14 protein-coding genes and 1 tRNA gene are annotated in these 16,566 nt (G+C 59.5%); 5 read left to right on the top strand and 10 right to left on the bottom strand.

Annotated elements, in window-relative coordinates; translation table 11 throughout:
- Window positions 1-8 precede the first annotated feature (8 nt).
- From M9924_01515 to M9924_01495, 5 genes are all read right to left on the bottom strand, one after another.
- Complete coding sequence (locus M9924_01515; GenBank protein MCO5063071.1) at window positions 9-239, bottom strand: hypothetical protein; 231 nt, start codon at window positions 237-239, stop codon at window positions 9-11.
- A 196-nt stretch (window positions 240-435) separates the two neighbouring features.
- Window positions 436-2,043, bottom strand: coding sequence for a methylcrotonoyl-CoA carboxylase (locus M9924_01510; GenBank protein MCO5063070.1), 1,608 nt, complete (start codon window positions 2,041-2,043; stop codon window positions 436-438).
- Window positions 2,044-2,088: 45 nt separating this feature from the next.
- On the bottom strand, window positions 2,089-3,249 hold the full coding sequence (locus M9924_01505) for an isovaleryl-CoA dehydrogenase (GenBank protein ID MCO5063069.1): 1,161 nt from the start codon (window positions 3,247-3,249) through the stop codon (window positions 2,089-2,091).
- A gap of 11 nt (window positions 3,250-3,260) precedes the next feature.
- A complete protein-coding gene (locus M9924_01500) occupies window positions 3,261-3,890 on the bottom strand; it encodes a TetR/AcrR family transcriptional regulator (GenBank protein MCO5063068.1) in 630 nt (209 codons plus the stop codon).
- 51 nt (window positions 3,891-3,941) lie between these two features.
- Window positions 3,942-4,880, bottom strand: coding sequence for a flippase-like domain-containing protein (locus tag M9924_01495; protein MCO5063067.1), 939 nt, complete (start codon window positions 4,878-4,880; stop codon window positions 3,942-3,944).
- A 104-nt stretch (window positions 4,881-4,984) separates the two neighbouring features.
- On the opposite strand from M9924_01495, the gene M9924_01490 reads away from it, so the two are divergent.
- The 4 genes from M9924_01490 to M9924_01475 all read left to right on the top strand — a co-directional run bounded on the left by M9924_01490 (window position 4,985) and on the right by M9924_01475 (window position 10,176).
- Window positions 4,985-5,995, top strand: a complete 1,011-nt coding sequence (locus M9924_01490; protein ID MCO5063066.1) for a glycosyltransferase family 2 protein — start codon at window positions 4,985-4,987, stop codon at window positions 5,993-5,995.
- The gene (locus M9924_01485; GenBank protein ID MCO5063065.1) at window positions 5,979-7,496 is read left to right on the top strand and encodes a glycosyltransferase family 39 protein; all 1,518 of its coding nucleotides are present in this window, start codon (window positions 5,979-5,981) and stop codon (window positions 7,494-7,496) included. Before M9924_01490 ends, M9924_01485 begins: the two co-directional genes overlap by 17 nt.
- Window positions 7,497-7,515: 19 nt before the next feature.
- Window positions 7,516-8,796: an iron-containing alcohol dehydrogenase gene (locus M9924_01480; protein MCO5063064.1), complete on the top strand. Its 1,281-nt coding sequence runs from the start codon at window positions 7,516-7,518 to the stop codon at window positions 8,794-8,796.
- A gap of 96 nt (window positions 8,797-8,892) precedes the next feature.
- A complete protein-coding gene (locus tag M9924_01475) occupies window positions 8,893-10,176 on the top strand; it encodes an amidohydrolase family protein (protein MCO5063063.1) in 1,284 nt (427 codons plus the stop codon).
- On the opposite strand, the gene M9924_01470 is transcribed toward M9924_01475, so the two are convergent.
- The 4 genes from M9924_01470 to M9924_01455 all read right to left on the bottom strand — a co-directional run bounded on the left by M9924_01470 (window position 10,177) and on the right by M9924_01455 (window position 13,960).
- Window positions 10,177-11,289, bottom strand: coding sequence for a pyridoxal phosphate-dependent aminotransferase (locus M9924_01470; protein ID MCO5063062.1), 1,113 nt, complete (start codon window positions 11,287-11,289; stop codon window positions 10,177-10,179).
- Window positions 11,290-11,408: 119 nt separating this feature from the next.
- Entirely contained in the window at window positions 11,409-12,377 is a 969-nt protein-coding gene (locus tag M9924_01465; protein MCO5063061.1) for a site-specific integrase, read from the bottom strand.
- A 205-nt stretch (window positions 12,378-12,582) separates the two neighbouring features.
- Complete coding sequence (locus M9924_01460) at window positions 12,583-13,707, bottom strand: porin (GenBank protein ID MCO5063060.1); 1,125 nt, start codon at window positions 13,705-13,707, stop codon at window positions 12,583-12,585.
- Window positions 13,708-13,869: 162 nt separating this feature from the next.
- Window positions 13,870-13,960: transfer RNA gene (locus tag M9924_01455), tRNA-Ser, on the bottom strand.
- Between the two features lie 452 nt (window positions 13,961-14,412).
- Here M9924_01455 and M9924_01450 point away from each other — a divergent pair.
- Window positions 14,413-15,588, top strand: coding sequence for a porin (locus tag M9924_01450; GenBank protein MCO5063059.1), 1,176 nt, complete (start codon window positions 14,413-14,415; stop codon window positions 15,586-15,588).
- Between the two features lie 89 nt (window positions 15,589-15,677).
- On the opposite strand, the gene M9924_01445 is transcribed toward M9924_01450, so the two are convergent.
- Entirely contained in the window at window positions 15,678-16,562 is an 885-nt protein-coding gene (locus M9924_01445) for an alpha/beta hydrolase (protein MCO5063058.1), read from the bottom strand.
- Between the last annotated feature and the right edge of the window lie 4 nt (window positions 16,563-16,566).

The following is a 16,566-nucleotide window of genomic DNA, read 5'->3' as shown; positions in this document are numbered from 1 at the left end:
CGTGACGCTCAGCGCTGCGTAATTTTTACACCCGCGCGCCCGGCGTCGTTGACCAATTTGCACCTGCGCATCGCCAGGTCGGAGGTCGTCCGGCAAATCGCCCGCTGCCCGAAATCGTCGTTGGCCCGCGCATTGAGAATCCGCGCAATGCGCACAGCGCTGTCCTGGCGCACGAAGGCGAGGACGTCGTCACCCATCATCGCCGGCTCCAACAAGCCTTCGTCCCAGATGAAAAACAAACCGCATGGGTCTTCCACGACCGTATAACGTGCATTCACGACAGCCTCCCGCCAAGACTGAGAATTGATTTTGAACGATGTTCAATTACGACCATAGCACGTTTTGAACATTGTTCAATGTTAAAAATGAACAAAGTTCAAAAATAATGCGCTATATGGACATTTTATTGCGGGAAGTGGAAACGGAGCGGGACACTTACATGCGGAAAACGCCGAACCTCGTTTCCAGAATATCGGCGTTGAGCGCCGCGCCAAGGCTGAGGCCAAGCACTTCGCGGCTGCGGGCGGGATCGATGATCCCGTCGTCCCACAAACGCGCAGACGAATACAACGGATGGCCTTCGCGCTCGTATTTTTCAAGGGTAGGGCGCTTGAATTCGATTTCCTCATCCGCCGACCAGGAGCCGCCCTTGCGCTCGATGCCCTCGCGTTTGACCTGCGCCAGCACCATTGCCGCCTGTTCGCCGCCCATGACGGAAATGCGCGCATTGGGCCACATCCACAGGAAGCGCGGAGAATAGGCGCGTCCGCACATTCCGTAATTGCCTGCCCCGAACGAGCCGCCGATAACCATCGTCAATTTCGGCACCTGTGCGGTCGCGACTGCGGTCACCAGCTTGGCGCCGTCCTTGGCGATGCCGCCCGCCTCATATTTGCGACCTACCATGAAGCCGGTAATGTTTTGCAGGAAGATCAGCGGAATGCGCCGCTGGCAGCACAGTTCGATGAAATGCGCGCCCTTGACCGCGCTTTCGGAGAACAGCACGCCGTTGTTGGCGAGGATGCCGACCGGCATGCCGAAGAGGTGGGCAAAGCCCGTCACCAGCGTCGTGCCGTAGTTCTGCTTGAACTCGTCGAGTTCCGAACCATCGACGATGCGCGCAATGACCTCGCGGACGTCGTAGGGGTGGCGCAGGTCGGTCGGCACGATGCCGTAGATTTCATCCGGTGCATGAAGCGGCGGAATCGGTTTGCGAAGGTCGAGTCCTATCCTCTTCGTCCGATTCAGGTTTCTGACGATGCGCCGTGTTATGGCGAGCGCGTGCTCATCGTTCATCGCGTAGTGATCGGCCACGCCGGATTCGCGCGTGTGGACTTCCGCGCCGCCCAGATCTTCCGCCGAGACTTCCTCGCCCGTCGCGGCTTTCACCAGCGGCGGACCACCGAGGAAGATGGTCGCCTGCTTGCGCACCATGATCGATTCGTCGGACATCGCCGGCACATAGGCTCCGCCCGCCGTGCATGAACCCATGACGCAGGCGATCTGCGGAATGCCCGAAGCAGACATGTTCGCCTGGTTGAAGAAAATCCGGCCAAAATGGTCGCGGTCAGGAAAGACCTCGTCCTGATTGGGCAGGTTCGCGCCGCCTGAATCCACGAGATAGACGCAGGGCAAATTGTTCTGCATGGCGATTTCCTGCGCGCGCAGGTGCTTCTTGACTGTCAGCGGATAATAGGTCCCGCCCTTTACGGTGGCGTCGTTGACCACCACCATCACTTCCCGCCCTTCAACGCGCCCCACGCCCGCGATCATCCCGGCGGACGCAATGTCGCCCGAATACATGCCGTAGGCGGCGAACTGGCCGATTTCGAGGAAGGGCGAGCCTGGATCGAGCAGCTTCGCCAGCCTGTCGCGCGGCAACAGCTTACCCCGGCTGACATGTCGCTCGCGCGCTTCCTCACTTCCGCCTCTCTCAATAAGTTCGGCCTTATCGGCGATGTCCTTCACAAGCGCCTTCATGCGCTGCGCATTCGCCTTGAAACTCTCCGATGCCGGAGAAACCTGCGACTTTATGAGGGGCATTGCGAGGCATTTCCTCCCTGCTGCGCGGTTGCCGCTTGTCTTGTATCAGCCTTCCGCCATCATTTCGCGGCCTATCAGCCAACGGCGGATTTCACTGGTGCCCGCGCCGATCTCGTAGAGCTTCGCGTCGCGCAGCAGGCGGCCTGTCGGGTAATCGTTGATATAGCCGTTTCCGCCGAGAAGCTGGATCGCATCCAGCGCCATCAATGTCGCCTTTTCAGCGGCGTAAAGGATGCAGCCCGCAGCGTCCTTGCGGGCCGTCTCGCCGCGGTCGCACGCCGCCGCAACCGCATAGACATAGGCGCGGCATGCGTTCATCGTCGAGTACATATCGGCAAGCTTGCCTTGCACGAGCTGGAACTCGCCGATGGCTTTTCCGAACTGCTTGCGCTCGTGCACATAGGGCATCACCACGTCCAGGCATGCCGCCATGATCCCGAGCGGTCCCCCGGCAAGCACCGTGCGCTCATAGTCCAGGCCGGACATCAGAACTTCGACGCCGCGACCTTCTTCGTGAAGCATGTTCTCGAAGGGCACCTCGACATTCTCGAAGACGAGTTCACCGGTATTGGACCCCCGCATTCCGAGCTTGTCCAGTTTCTGCGCGACCGAGAATCCGGGCATGCTGCGCTCGACTACAAACGCGGTTATGCCGCGCGAATGCCGTTCCGGGTCCGTCTTGGCGTAGACGACCAACGTCTGAGCATCCGGACCGTTGGTGATCCACATCTTGGTGCCGTTCAGCACGAAGCGATCGTTTTTCTTCGCGGCCGTCAGCCGCAGCGAAACTACGTCGGAACCCGCACCCGGTTCCGACATGGCAAGCGCGCCGACATGTTCCCCGCTGCACAGAGCCGGGAGGTAGCGCTCCTTTTGCGCGGATGTGCCCCAGCGGTTGATCTGGTTCACGCAGAGGTTGGAATGTGCGCCGTATGAAAGCCCTACCGACGCCGAAGCACGAGAAATCTCTTCCATGGCGACGACATGGGCGAGATACCCCATGCCCGAACCGCCGAAATCCGGGTCTGCTGTGATTCCGAGCAGCCCGAGCGCGCCCATCTCGGTCCAGAGATGGGATGGAAACTCATTCAACCTGTCGGTTTCGGCGGCAAGCGGTGCAATCTGCTCCTGCGCGAAGCGGCGCACCATGTCGCGCAGCGCCTCCACCTCGTCGCCGAGCGCGAAGTTCAGCCCGTTGTTATACATTGCTCCTCCCTTCAGCCTGCCCGGCGGAGCGCGCGCGTCGAGACACTCTGCTCCGCGCCGACCAGGCGCATTGTCATTTGCAGATAATTGTTCGTGACCTCCTCGACGGAAAGGCGCTCGTCGGGGCGGAACCAGACGATAACGCCCGTCAGCATCTGGATAATCGCCATTGCCGTCAGCCCTGCGTCCTCGATCTCGAATGCACCGTTCTCCGCGCCGCTCCGCAGGATCTGGCGCAACTCCTTTTCATAGGCGTTGCGCATTTTCAGGACCTGCGTAAGCCGTTCGGGCGACAGGCTGCGCAGCTCCATGTTGGAGACATGGGTGGAGTGCCTTCGCGCGATATGAAATCCGATATGATGCGTGACGAACGCCGCGAGTTGCTCGCGCGACCCCGCATGCGCAGGCCTTGCCGCTTCCCACGCCTCGCCGAGCTTTTGCATGTGCTCGCTCAGCAGTGAGAAAAGCAGGTCCTCCTTGGTCGCATAGTAGCGGTAAAGCGCTGCGGCCTGCACGCCCACCTCTTCCGCAAGCCGCCGCATGGAGACGGCCTCGTACCCATAGCGCGCAATCAGCGACAGTGCAGCTTCACGCACCGCCGCGTCCGTCTTTTCGCCATGTGAGCCTGCGGTCCGAGCCAAAGATGTTCCTCCCCATCGGCCCGGCATTAATAAAACGAACGTTCAATTAATTCAAGAGGGATGTTGCCGGGAAGAGGTGACCGACAGGACCAGCGACAGGGTCGTTCCGATCAAAGCCGAGACGACGATAAGCAGATGCGTGTTGATCGCCGCGCGCGCAAGCCGGTCCATGCCTTGCGCTCCGCCATCCGCGCCAAATGCCAACGCGCCTGCGACGATGCTTGCGGGATAGGTTCCGACACCGCCGGGTGCGTGAACCGGCAGCACCGAGGACAATTCGCCGCCGAGGGCCGCGCCGAATGTCGCCGCGAAGGGCGACACGCCCATGATTGCCAGCACCCAGGCGAGCACCGCCATTTTCACCCCCCAGTTGATGATTGTGAGCGTCCAGACCCGCAGGAATGTCGGCCAATCCTGCGGGACGCCTTCTGCCAGCCTGTCGACGATGCTTGAAAGCCGCGTGGGCAAGAAACGGTCTGCCGCCCGCATGACCGGCGCACGTAGAGGAAAAGCCAGCAAGGGTAAGAGCAGGAACGCAAGCCAAAGACCCCACGCCCAAACGCGGTAGCCCGCATGCGCAACAAGACCGATCCCGGCGGCGGCCAACAGCGCATGCATGTCGAGCGCGCGCATGACCAGCAGCGAAGCAGCACCCCTGGCCATGGGCAGGCCGAATTCGCTGCGCATCAGCAGCGGAAAGCTCGTTTCACCGAGCCGGAAGGGCAACATCGTATTGAGCAGGTTATGCACCTGCGTGACGCGAAACAGCCAGAAGAACCGGCCTTTTGTTTCGCGCGGAAAATAGTCATGTATCCGGTGCGCGCGCACAAAATATGTGGCGACGAGAAGCCCGATTGCGGCAGCGATGGCCCTTGCGCCGACGGCGCGCCATTGCTCCAGAATGCTTGTCCAACCCCACGCCCATTCGACAAAAATCGCATAGGCGAGGATGACGGCGAGCGTCAGGAGCGTGATCGCATTCTTGTTCAATCCTATACCCGCAAGATGCTCGCGGCGCGGTCGATGCCATGGTTGCGCCGCGTCCATGGCTGGATTAACACGAAACCCGGAATGTCAAATATGGTGGAATAAGATTGCAGGTTCATCCACTTCCGGTCGCGCCCGACGGTGAAGCCGTTGGGGCGATTGAGCTTTCAGTGCTCGTCCCGGTGCACAATGAAGAGGACAACATTGTGCCCCTGGTCGATAGCATTTGCGATGCGCTGAAGGATTTCGGCAAGCCGTGGGAGTTGATTCTCGTCGATGACGGGTCGTCGGACGCCACGCTCGACCGCGCGTTTTCGCAACTGGATCGCCCTGGACTGTCGCTGAGGGTCATCGAATTGCAGCGCAATTTCGGACAGGCTGCGGGATTGCAGGCTGGTATCGATGCCGCACGCGGCCGCCTCGTCGCGACGCTCGACGGGGACCTCCAGAACGACCCGCGCGACATTCCGAGGATGATCGAGATGCTGGAGACGCAGGACCTCGACATGGTTTGCGGCTGGCGCAAAGACAGGCAGGACGGCCTGATGCTGCGCCTGATTCCCTCGTGGATCGCAAACAGGCTTATCCGCAAGGTCACGGGCGTGCGAATACACGACTATGGCTGCGGGCTGAAGCTTTACAGGACCAGCGTGCTGCAACAAATCCGCATTATGGGCGGGATGCACAGGTTCATTCCGGCATGGATCGCAAGCGTCACACCAACGAGGCGCATCGGCGAAATGGTGGTGAACCATCAGGCTCGCCAGTTCGGGCAGTCCAAATACGGAATCTCGCGTACGTCGCGGGTGATCCTGGACCTCTTCTCGGTGCTGTTTTTCATGAGCTTCCGGCAGCGTCCGGGCCACTTCTTCGGCACGATCGGTCTTGTGTTCGGCGCGATCAGCGCCCTGATGTTTCTCTATCTTTTCGTGGTTCGCTTCGTTCTTGGCGAGGATATCGGCACGCGTCCGATGTTGCTTGTGGCGATCATGCTGTTCCTCGGCGCCGTGCAGATGATTACGACCGGCATTGTTGCGGAGATGCTCGTTCGTACCGGCGGAGGCGGGGACGGCTATACGGTGCGCGCGGTGCATGAGCGCAATGCCGGGAATGCTTGACCGGCTTGGCAGGAGCCAGGCCGCGGTCCTGATCGTGCTCGCGATGTATTTCGCGGCCAATGTCGTCGTGCGACTGAACCAGCCGGCGTCGCTCGAATATGACGAGGCGCATCAGCTTTTTCTGGCGCAATGGCTGTTTGCGGGCATCGACTCGCAACCTCCATTCTACAACTGGCTGCAGTATGCGGTGGTGCACCTGTTCGGGAGTTCGCTCGCATCGCTTTCGGTGCTCAAAAACGCGATGCTGTTCTGCTGCTACGTCCTCTATGCGCTTGCGGCGGGCAGGCTGCTGAAAGACAAGGCGCTTGCGGCAATCGCTACACTCGGGCTGTTGACGATTCCCCAGATAAGCTATGAGACGCAGCGCGATCTGACGCACACGGTGGCTGCGCTTTTTGCCTCGTGCCTGTTCTTCTACTGTCTTGTTCGGACGCTCGAACGGCCGAGCCTGTGGAACTATATTCTCACTGGCATTGCTGTCGGTATCGGCGCGATCTCCAAGTACAATTTCGTGCTGTTCCCGATTGTCGCGCTGCTTGCCATGCTGCCCGAACGGGAATTTCGAAGCCGCCTTTTGGATTGGAAGATTGTTGTCGCCCTGCTGGCCGCAGCCGTCGTGGCCGCGCCGCATGCATACTGGTTTCTCACCAATTGGGACCTCGCGACAACCCGCACCGTCGGAAAGCTGACGCAAGACGCCGCCTCAAGTTGGCCAATGCAAGTGGGACAAGGGCTGGTTTCGCTTGTCGAGGCGCTGGTCAGCATGGCGGCGCCTTCGTGGCTTCTGTTCTTCGTGGCGTTCGGGCGGAGCCTGATTGATGCGCGATCCGCGCACAGCCCCTGGACACGGCTTATCGAACGCATGTTCCTGATGCTGGTTGCTGCGCTGTTGGTCATGGTTCTGTTCGGGGGTGTGAGCAACGTCAAGAGCCGTTGGCTGATCCCGTTTTTCTTCCTGCTCCCGCTCTATTTCTGCCTGAAGATCGATGCATCCGGCGTGACGCTCCGGCAGGCGTCGCAACGCATGGCCGCGGTTGCGATCCTCATCATGGTCACGATTCCGGCGGTACTCTACGCGCGCAGCACGTCCATTGGCGCGCTTGAGCACTATGGCAAGCAGCATGTCCCTTATGGGCCGGCCGTTGCCGAAATCCTCGCCACAAGCCCCGTCACGCCTGCGTTGATCGTCACCGGCGAAGCCTATCTACCCGGCAATATCCGGCTGCACGCACCTGACATTCCCGTTGTGTCCCGGACCTATCCGCCAAGCCGCGAAAACTATCCGTTCGACGCGGATCATCCCTGGCTCTTGGTCTGGCGGAACATGGACGGCACGCCCTCGCCGGAGGTTCCTCCGAGGTTGAAGGAATGGCTGGAAACGGATCAGCGCCTGAAAGGCGCTGTATGGACCGCCGGCATGGTCGCTCCGCGCTATAATTACGGCAAGCCGGGCGACATATACAGTTTCAGTTACGCCTGGATTTATCCCTCGACAAACTGAGATGAAAAGGAGGAGCAGGGTGGCCGAAAAAAGCTCCAACGAAACGGTGTTTTCCATCGACAATGCGAGCCTCAAATTCGGCAACGGCGCTGTCGAGGAGCTTGGCTGGGAGTTGGGCCGCCTTGGGCTGAAGAGGCCGCTGCTGGTGGCCGATCCTCGGCTCAAGACCCTCGGCCAGGTGGAGAGGGTGCTCGCCGTTCTCAAGCGTTCCGGCATCGCTGCGGAGGTTTTCGACCGGATCGATATTGAGCCAACAATCGATTCTTTCGAAGAGGCGGCGCGCTACGCCAGAACGCACAAGCCTGATTGCTTCATCGCATTGGGCGGCGGCTCGACAATCGACACCGCGAAGGTCGTCAATCTGATCTCGACCCAAGGCGGCGTGATCATCGACTACGTAAACCCACCGGTGGGCGGCGGGCGAAAGCCGCAGTCTCCGCTTGCGCCATTGATCGCGATTCCGACGACATCGGGTTCCGGGTCCGAAGCGACGACGGTCGCGATTCTGGACATTCCCGAACTGGGAATAAAGACCGGCATTTCCCACCGTTATCTTCGTCCCACGCTGGCAATCGTGGACCCGGAACTGGCGCGTTCGACACCTGCGGCGGTCACGGCCTCGTGCGGACTCGACGTGGTTTGCCACGCGGTCGAGTCCTACATTTCGAGACCGTTCGATGAGCGCCCAAAACCCGATTCGCCCGATGATCGCCCGCCCTATCAGGGCAGCAATCCGATTGCAGACATTTGGTCGCTAAAGGCCATAGAATTCGGTGGCCGGTTCCTGAAGCGGGCAGTTGCCGATGGCGACGACCTCGAAGCCCGGGGTACGATGATGCTGGGCGCAACCATGGCCGGTATCGGTTTCGGAACGGCGGGTGTTCATATTTCGCATGCCTGCGCGTATCCGTTGGCAGGCCTCAAGCATCTCTATCGCTGCGCCGGTTACGACACCAACCACAATTTCGTTCCGCATGGCTTTTCCGTGATCGTCACGGCGCCTGCGGCGTTTCGCTATACATTCGATGCCGCGCCGCAAAAGCACATCAGGGCGGCGGAACTTCTGACCGGCGCGGCTGTTGTCGATCCCGGGCCGGATTCCCTGCCGCAAGCGCTGATTTCATTGATGCGGGCGGTGGGCGCGCCTTCGGGAATCTCGGAACTGGGCTATGGGGAGGCCGACATTCCCGCGCTGGTTGCAGGTGCGCTCAAGCAGCAAAGGTTGCTGGTGGGTGCCCCGAAACCCATCGACGCGGCGGGCATAGAGTCGATCCTGAGATCCTCCTTCTCGAACTGGTAAGCGACAAAACGTCCCTGTCTCACGTCCGAATATTGCTCTAGGCTGAAATAACTGCAGCCTATTGCCGAAGGTCGGGCAAGGAGTCGGGGAACACAAATGGCGCTGGATATTCTGCTGAAGGGCGGAACATTGCCCGATGGACGCATCGCGGACATAGGAATATCGGCAGGAAAGATCGTTGCGATCGAGCAGCGGATCGATGGAGAGGCCGCCCGCACTGTTGACGCAACCGGCAACCTCGTTTGCCCGCCTTTCGTCGATCCGCATTTTCACATGGACGCGACGCTTTCCTATGGCATTCCCCGCATCAACGCGTCCGGCACTTTGCTGGAAGGCATTGCGCTTTGGGGCGAGTTGAAGCCGCTGCTGACGCACGAGGCGGTGAAATCGCGGGCGCTTGCCTATTGCGACTGGGCGGTGTCCACGGGACTGCTTGCGATCCGCACCCACGTCGACACATGTGACGACCGGCTGCTGGCTGTCGAAGCGCTGCTTGAGGTGCGGCGCGAGGTTGCTTCTTACATCGACCTTCAACTCGTGGCGTTTCCGCAGGACGGGCTCTATCGCTCGCCGACGGCGCGGGCGAACACCATTCGCGCTCTGGACATGGGGGTGGATGTTGTCGGAGGCATCCCGCATTTCGAACGCACCATGGCGGAAGGAAAGCGCTCGGTTACAGACCTTTGCGAGATTGCCGCCGACCGCGGGTTGCTGGTGGACCTGCACTGCGACGAAACCGACGATCCCCTGTCTCGACATGTCGAACAGCTTGCCTTTGAAACACAAAGGCTCGGCTTGCAGGGCAGGGTGGCAGGATCACACCTGACCTCGATGCATTCGATGGACAACTACTACGTGTCGAAATTGCTGCCGCTGATAGCGGAGGCCGGCGTTTCGGCGATTCCAAATCCGCTCATCAACATCATGTTGCAGGGACGTCATGACACTTACCCGAAGCGGCGGGGACTGACGCGTGTACCCGAAATGCTGAAATACGGCATCCGAGTCGGTTGGGGTCAGGATTGCGTGCTCGACCCCTGGTATTCACTTGGCACCGCCGACATGCTCGATGTTGCGTTCATGGGGCTTCATGTTGTGCAAATGTCGTCGCCGGACGACATGCGGCGCTGCTTCGACATGGTGACGAATGTCAACGCAGCCATCATGGGGCTTGACCATCTGGGCCTTGAAGTTGGCAAGGCCGCGAGCCTCGTCGTCCTCGACGCCGGGGATCCGATCGAAGCAATCCGCCTCCGCCCAGATCGGCTCTGCGTGATCGCAAAAGGCAGGATCGTCGCGGAGAAGGAGCGGCGCGATACGCGGCTGTCTATTCCAGGGCGCGCCGAAACGATCAACAGGCGTCACCGCCTGACCGGCTGATCAACTGCGCGCGGCTTCAAGTGCCTTGGGCAATTCCTCGGCGAATATGTCGAGTTCGTGATCGAGGCCGACACTTATACGAATGCAGCGGTCGAGCCCCGGGGCCATCGGTTTGCGGACGAAAACACCCCGGGTAAGCAATTCATCCAGCACTTTCCTGGCGAAAGCACCATCGGAGCCGCAATCGATGGTCACGAAATTGGTAGCCGAGGGCAGTGGCGCTAGCCCGTTCTGACTGGCGATGCCGGCTATGCGCTGACGACCCGCGCCAATGCGGGCGACGACCTCGGCTAGGTAGGTCTGGTCCTTCAGCGCGGCCAATCCGGCAATCTGGGCCATCTTGTTGACACCATAGTGATTCCGCACCTTTTCAAAGCTGGCGATGATGGATGGCTCACCGAACGCGTAGCCGCAACGCAGCCCTGCAAGACCATAGGCTTTCGAGAAGGTTCTGAGCCGCAGTACGTTTGGCCATATCCGGTCGTTCGGCAGCAATGCCCCAACCGGCGCGGTTTCGCCATATGCCTCATCCAGCAGCAGCACCGTGGATGGCGGAAGCGCGCTTATGAAAGCTTCCATGTCGGCAGCGTTCCACCAGCTGCCCATGGGGTTGTCGGGGTTAGAGACATAGAGAAGCGGCGCATTTTCCCGCCGCACCATCTCAAGCAGCGCCCCGAGACTTTCCCTGTCGTGTTCAAACATCACCGGCGCCAAGCGTCCGCCCGACGCGGCAACGTGAAAGTTGAACGTCGGATAGGCTCCGAGCGAAGTGACGACCGGCGCACCCTCTTCGACGAAGAGGCGCGTCGCGACGCCGAGCAACCCATCAATGCCCTCGCCGACAACGACATTTTCCGCACGAAGCCGGAGATGCGCCGCAAGGGCGTGCTTCAATTCGTAGTTGTCGGGATCGCAATATTTCCACATGTCCCCGGCGTTGGACTGCATTGAAGCAACGACGGAAGGGGCGGGGCCGAAAGCGCTCTCATTCGCGCCGAGCCTGGCCCGAAACAAAGCCCCTCGGGTGCGCTCCTGCGCTTCCGGTCCGACAAATGGGACTGTGGAGGGAAGCATTTCCACGAGTTTGGTGAAACGCGGCATATCGGCAGACATCGAACCATCGCAGTGCGGGAAACTTTGTGTGCCGTTACACCAAGTTAGCCGTGCAAGAAAGCTTCGACGCCGACATATGCCGGTACAGCCACGGGTCGCTTGAGCGAATCGTCCATAGTTCACGCTGCCGGGGCGAGATGCGGCCCGAGATTCTGGCGCTCGAGCACCGCGACGCAACGATCCAGATCTGTGGTGGCAAGGTGTGCGTAGCGCATTGTCATCTGGAGTGTCTGATGACCGAGCCACATCTGGACACGACGTATGTCGATGCCACCTTGCACGAGACGTGATGCACAAGTATGGCGCAGGACATGAGGCACCACCTGGTCGTCGCTGCCGAGGCCTACTTCCAGTTTGGCGTCATTCCAGAGGGCGCGAAAGCGCGCTTGGTCCAGCATGGCGAAGGGGCCGCGAGGGCGGCGATGACTTGGATCAGCCGGTGCCGGCAGCACGATGGACTGAACGGCGCGCTCGGTGAGCGGCACGGTACGGCTTCGACCGGACTTGGTAATCCAGAACGTCACACGATGGTCCTGAATGTCGTTCCAGATCAGGCCGATGGCCTCGCCCAGGCGGCAGCCCGAATCAACGAGGAAAATGGAAAGCCGGTAAGCATCCTCGCTGCGGGCGCGAATTGCCGAGAAGAGACGGTCCTCTTCCTCGAAATCGAGGAACCGAATGCGGCCCGCACCTTCTTTCTGGCGCCGGAATTCCGGGAGATTGTGGATATTGCCCATTTTACTGGCCTTACGGAGCAACTTGCTCAAGGCGGCCATCTTTCGATTGATGGTCGCGTTGCTGTTGCCGCGTTGGCGCAAAGCAATGATTAGACTGTCCACCGTCTCTTGATCGAAAGTACTGAAGCGTTTGCCCAGCAATATCTCGTTTATCTCGCCAATAAAGGAGGAGACATTGTATTTGTGCCTGCCGTCAGACCAAAGCAGGTCCTTGTAGCGGTCGAACAACTCGGCGACCGAAAACTGCTCCACTTCGCGGATCTGACCATGGGCGTAGCGCAGCTTGTACGCCACCTTTTCGGCGGCGGTTGCGCCTATCCAATAGTCATGCTGGGAAACGGATTGCTTCATGTAAGGACGGATTAAGTCCCGCTCCGTGCAGTTTCTATGACCTGTGGTTTCAAATGCGGCAGTTGGACAAGCGCAGGTACGGTTCGATATTTCCTGCTCCGACACTCTCCTTTGCGTCCTAGCGGATGTGAAAACGACAGAAGGCCCGACGCAATCGCCGGGCCTTCCGTTGGATCAGCTATTCGAGAGAACAGCCATTTTCAGCTTAGAAATTGCGCTGGAAACGGACCATGCCGCCGAAGCCTTCGTCGCCGGGGCCCTTCGCATCAATCGCGCCGTAGTCGGTGTAGGTGAGTTCCGGAATGATGTGGAAGCCCTTCACCAGCTCGTAGTCGACATTGGCTGCAACGCCGAGATCACCGTCTTTCGAATAGCCTTCCGCGTAGGAAGCCTGAACGTTGATCTTCGCTTTTTCGTTCAGCTTGTAGGTGCCGCCACCCCAGATGGCCCATTTGCCACCCCAAGGCTTGTAGTTGTTGTAGCCATAGGCTTCGCCATCGGCGTCGACGCCTGCAACAGCCGTGCCCTTGACGTCGTCCGAACCATAACCACCCATGATGAAGAGTGAGAGCTGTTCGTTTACGTCGACATCGGCGCGAACTTTGCCAGCCCAATTCTCATAAACGCTGTCGTAGGCGGCGACTGCAGAAACCGAACCCCAGCCACCGGAATATTTTGCACCGCCCACAATGTGCGGAACATAGCTGTCGATTTCATATTCGGTGCCGGCTTCACCCGTTTCAAATGCCAGGATGGCAGAAATGCCATTGCCTGCTTCGAAGGTGTAGCTGACGAGGTTGGTGTCGAAAGGACCATAGGGCACCAAATCGTCAGCGATGACGGCACCGGCATAGTCATCAAACGTAATGAACGCCGATTCGTCCTTGCCAACGCGGAAGCCGCCGAGCTGGGCCCAGGCGAAGTTCAAGGTTAGGCCGTCTTCGTTGCCCTTGCCGGCTTTGTAGTTGAAACGGGTTTCGGTGAAAGTCGACAGAGTGCCAAGCTCGGTTTCGGTGCCGGTCCAAGTCCGGAGCGAAAGACGTGCATTGTGGGAATACACGTCGCTCGAGCTTCCGTCTGTCTTGTCGGTGGTGGAGATGGCGCCGTAAGGGCCGTCACCGCCACGTACGTCGAAGCGCACATAGCCGCCGATGCGCAGGCAGGTCTCGGTGCCCGGAACGTAAAAATAGCCGGAACCATAGGTGTCGCAGACGCGGACATATTCAGCGGGTTCAGGTTCGGCGGCGACGCTCACAGCGTCTGCGGCGCGAGCGCCGGAAACTGCGACCAGTGCCGCAGCGGAGCCGAGAAGAAGGCTCTTGATGTTCATTTTCTGACCTCCAGTCAGAATCGAAAGGAGGTCCCGGCATTCACGGCACGACGAATCGGCGCGCAATGCGCGATACGGTGTGAGTCGTGTCGCTCAAACCCGCGAGTTCTTGAAGATTTCTGCTGATTCGATGGATTTCGGCGTTGGGCAAAGACAAATGCCTGGCGGAGAGGATGGGATTCGAACCCACGAGAAGCTTTTGACCTCTACTCCCTTAGCAGGGGAGCGCCTTCGACCACTCGGCCACCTCTCCGGTGCGGGGCTGGATAAAGAAATCGGATGCGACAATCAACATGCTAATGCTCGGGATACGTCGAATCACCGGAATTTCGGTACTGAGTCCGCCAGCAAGCCAGTCCCAGCGGGCGCATATCCTTGGTTTGCTGGCCGAAATCCCGCATTTTTCCTGATTGTAAAGGCGGATAGACCGGATTTACGACGATTGCGAAGGTGAATTGGTTACCCGATTATGAATGCACCTCTCGAAAACGTGTCCTTTGTGCAACAGCACCCAGTGAAGGATGGAGAAGCCTGCTGATAAACGTATGACGGCTGTTGAACTGCCTGCCCGGTTCGGTAAATCTCAACAACGAAGAAGGGGCGTTCACGCGTCTTTTTCAAAAGTGGGGATGGGGCAGGGAACGCTGTCCTTCAGCCAAGATAAGACCCAGACCCGATATTTAACTTTTGACTGGAGGTCAGAAAATGAACATCAAGAGCCTTCTTCTCGGCTCAGCTGCGGCTCTGGTCGCAGTTTCCGGTGCTCGTGCTGCCGACGCTGTTGAAGTCGTCGCCGAGCCGGAACCGATGGAATATGTCCGCGTCTGCGATACGTACGGCACGGGCTACTTCTATATTCCGGGAACCGAAACCTGCCTGCGCATCGGCGGTTACCTGCGTTACGACATCGGCATCGGCGACGGCCCTTACGGCGGTCACACGGTGATCGATCACCAAGACGGCACTGAGAACGACACCTATCACAAACGTGCTCGTTTCTCGCTGCGCACCTGGACCGGCACAGAGACCGAACTCGGCACTCTGTCGACCTACACTGAAACCCGCTGGAACTTCACGGATGGCGAAGGTACCTCTACCTCGCTGAACTTCGCCTGGATCCAGCTCGGCGGTTTCCGCGTTGGTAAGGATGAATCGGCGTTCACGACGTTCGATGCCTACGCTGGCTCGACCATCGCCGACGACCTCGTGCCTTACGGCCCGTTCGATACGAACCTCATCAGCTACACCTTTGATGCTGGTAATGGTTTCTCGGCCATCCTGTCGCTCGAATATGGCAATGACGAATCCGGCTCCGCTTGGGGTGGTTCTTATGCCTATCAGGACGACTACCAGATCGACAGCTACGTTCCGCACATTGTTGGCGGCGTGAAGTATGCCGGTGGCTGGGGTGGCATCGCGGCTGTTGTCGGTTACGACAGCATCCACGAAGAGTTCGCTGCCAAGCTGCGTGCAGACGTCAACGTAAACGATCAGCTCTCGCTCTTCGCGATGGTCGGCTACGGTTCTTATGACGACGACACCACGCCGTTCGGAACGGACTTCTCCGGTTCGGCAATCGGCGGCACCACCTTCGGCAAGAACTACTACAAGCCCTGGAACGGCAACTGGGCCGTGTGGGCCGGTGGCGCTTTCAAGTTCTCTGAGAAGGCAACCTTCAACCTTTCCGGCTTCTGGGCTGAAGGCTATGACGAGCTCGATGTGGACGGCGATTGGGGCCTTGCTGCCAACGTCGACTACGAAATCGTCAAGGGCCTGCACATCATCCCGGAACTCACCTATACGGACTATGGTCTGTATGACGATGATGGCCCGGGCACGGAAGGCTTCGGTGGCTTCCTGCGCTTCCAGCGCAACTTCTAATCGGCTGACAAGCTGATCTGAAAAACCCGGCGGGCAACCGCCGGGTTTTTTGTTTTCGCGTCGAGACGGCGCGATCGGAAAGTGCGGCGCTATTGAGCCGCGTCGATGAATGCGGAAATGCGTTCGGCAAGCCCGTCAGTATGGAGAAACGGAGCGTGACCCTGTCCCGCAACCGTCACGGCTTCCAGCATCGGGTGCCGCTGCCGCATTTCTTCAACCGTTTGCGGCGACAGCAACAGCGAGTTCTCTCCACGGATCACCATGACAGGGATTGCCGACATAGCGTCGAATTGCGGCCAGAGCGTCGGAATTGGCTGCGACAGGTCGAATGAATCCAGCCCATGCAGGAGTGCCGGGTCGAAATCAGGCCGGATCTCACCGTCCACCTCGCGATAGACAGCGTGCGCCATATCCAGCCAGTCGCGGTCACCCAGTGCTGGAAAGGCCAGTCCATGAACAGATTTCTGGATGCGGGCGGCTTCTTCAAATGAAGCCGGTTTTGCCGCGGGGGCATCCAGATAGGATTTGATGAGGGCGAGGCCTGCGACCTCCAGAACCGGACCGATGTCATTGAGAACGACGGCTTTCAGCATGTCGGGACGCAGCATGGTCAGAATATGGAGGATCAAACCCCCGCGTGAGGTGCCGATGAACGCTGCCGATGGAATGCCCAGTGCGTCGAGGCCGGTCAATATGTCTCCGGCCTCGATGCCAACGTCATATTTCTTCCAGTCGGGGTCGTAGTCGGACAGCCCGCGACCGCGATAGTCGAAGCTGATGACTCTGTGACGCGTTGCGGCGAACTCTGAGAGATACATCGCAAGTTGATGGAAATCCTTGGCATTTCGGGTCAGGCCCGGCAGGCACACAACCGGCATCGCCTGTGGATCGGCTTTTCCATAGATCCGTGCATGGAGCCGCAGGCCGTCTGCCGAGGAATAATGGAAGTCTGAAAAGCCGGAATCGTCGATCATAGGT

The organism is Rhizobiaceae bacterium, assembly GCA_023953835.1.
Classification (GTDB): domain Bacteria; phylum Pseudomonadota; class Alphaproteobacteria; order Rhizobiales; family Rhizobiaceae; genus Mesorhizobium_G.
Note: the sequence above shows the minus strand (reverse complement) of the source record. Positions and strands in the feature narration are given on the sequence as shown.

What these genes read in the sequence shown, in the direction of transcription:
- M9924_01510 (MCO5063070.1), bottom strand. Translation starts at nt 2,043, where the DNA reads ATGCCCCTCATAAAGTCGCAGGTTTCTCCGGCATCGGAGAGTTTCAAG.
- M9924_01470 (MCO5063062.1), bottom strand. Translation starts at nt 11,289, where the DNA reads ATGTCTGCCGATATGCCGCGTTTCACCAAACTCGTGGAAATGCTTCCC.
- M9924_01465 (MCO5063061.1), bottom strand. Translation starts at nt 12,377, where the DNA reads ATGAAGCAATCCGTTTCCCAGCATGACTATTGGATAGGCGCAACCGCC.
- M9924_01505 (MCO5063069.1), bottom strand. Translation starts at nt 3,249, where the DNA reads ATGTATAACAACGGGCTGAACTTCGCGCTCGGCGACGAGGTGGAGGCG.
- M9924_01450 (MCO5063059.1), top strand. Translation starts at nt 14,413, where the DNA reads ATGAACATCAAGAGCCTTCTTCTCGGCTCAGCTGCGGCTCTGGTCGCA.
- M9924_01475 (MCO5063063.1), top strand. Translation starts at nt 8,893, where the DNA reads ATGGCGCTGGATATTCTGCTGAAGGGCGGAACATTGCCCGATGGACGC.
- M9924_01460 (MCO5063060.1), bottom strand. Translation starts at nt 13,707, where the DNA reads ATGAACATCAAGAGCCTTCTTCTCGGCTCCGCTGCGGCACTGGTCGCA.
- M9924_01485 (MCO5063065.1), top strand. Translation starts at nt 5,979, where the DNA reads ATGCCGGGAATGCTTGACCGGCTTGGCAGGAGCCAGGCCGCGGTCCTG.
- M9924_01445 (MCO5063058.1), bottom strand. Translation starts at nt 16,562, where the DNA reads ATGATCGACGATTCCGGCTTTTCAGACTTCCATTATTCCTCGGCAGAC.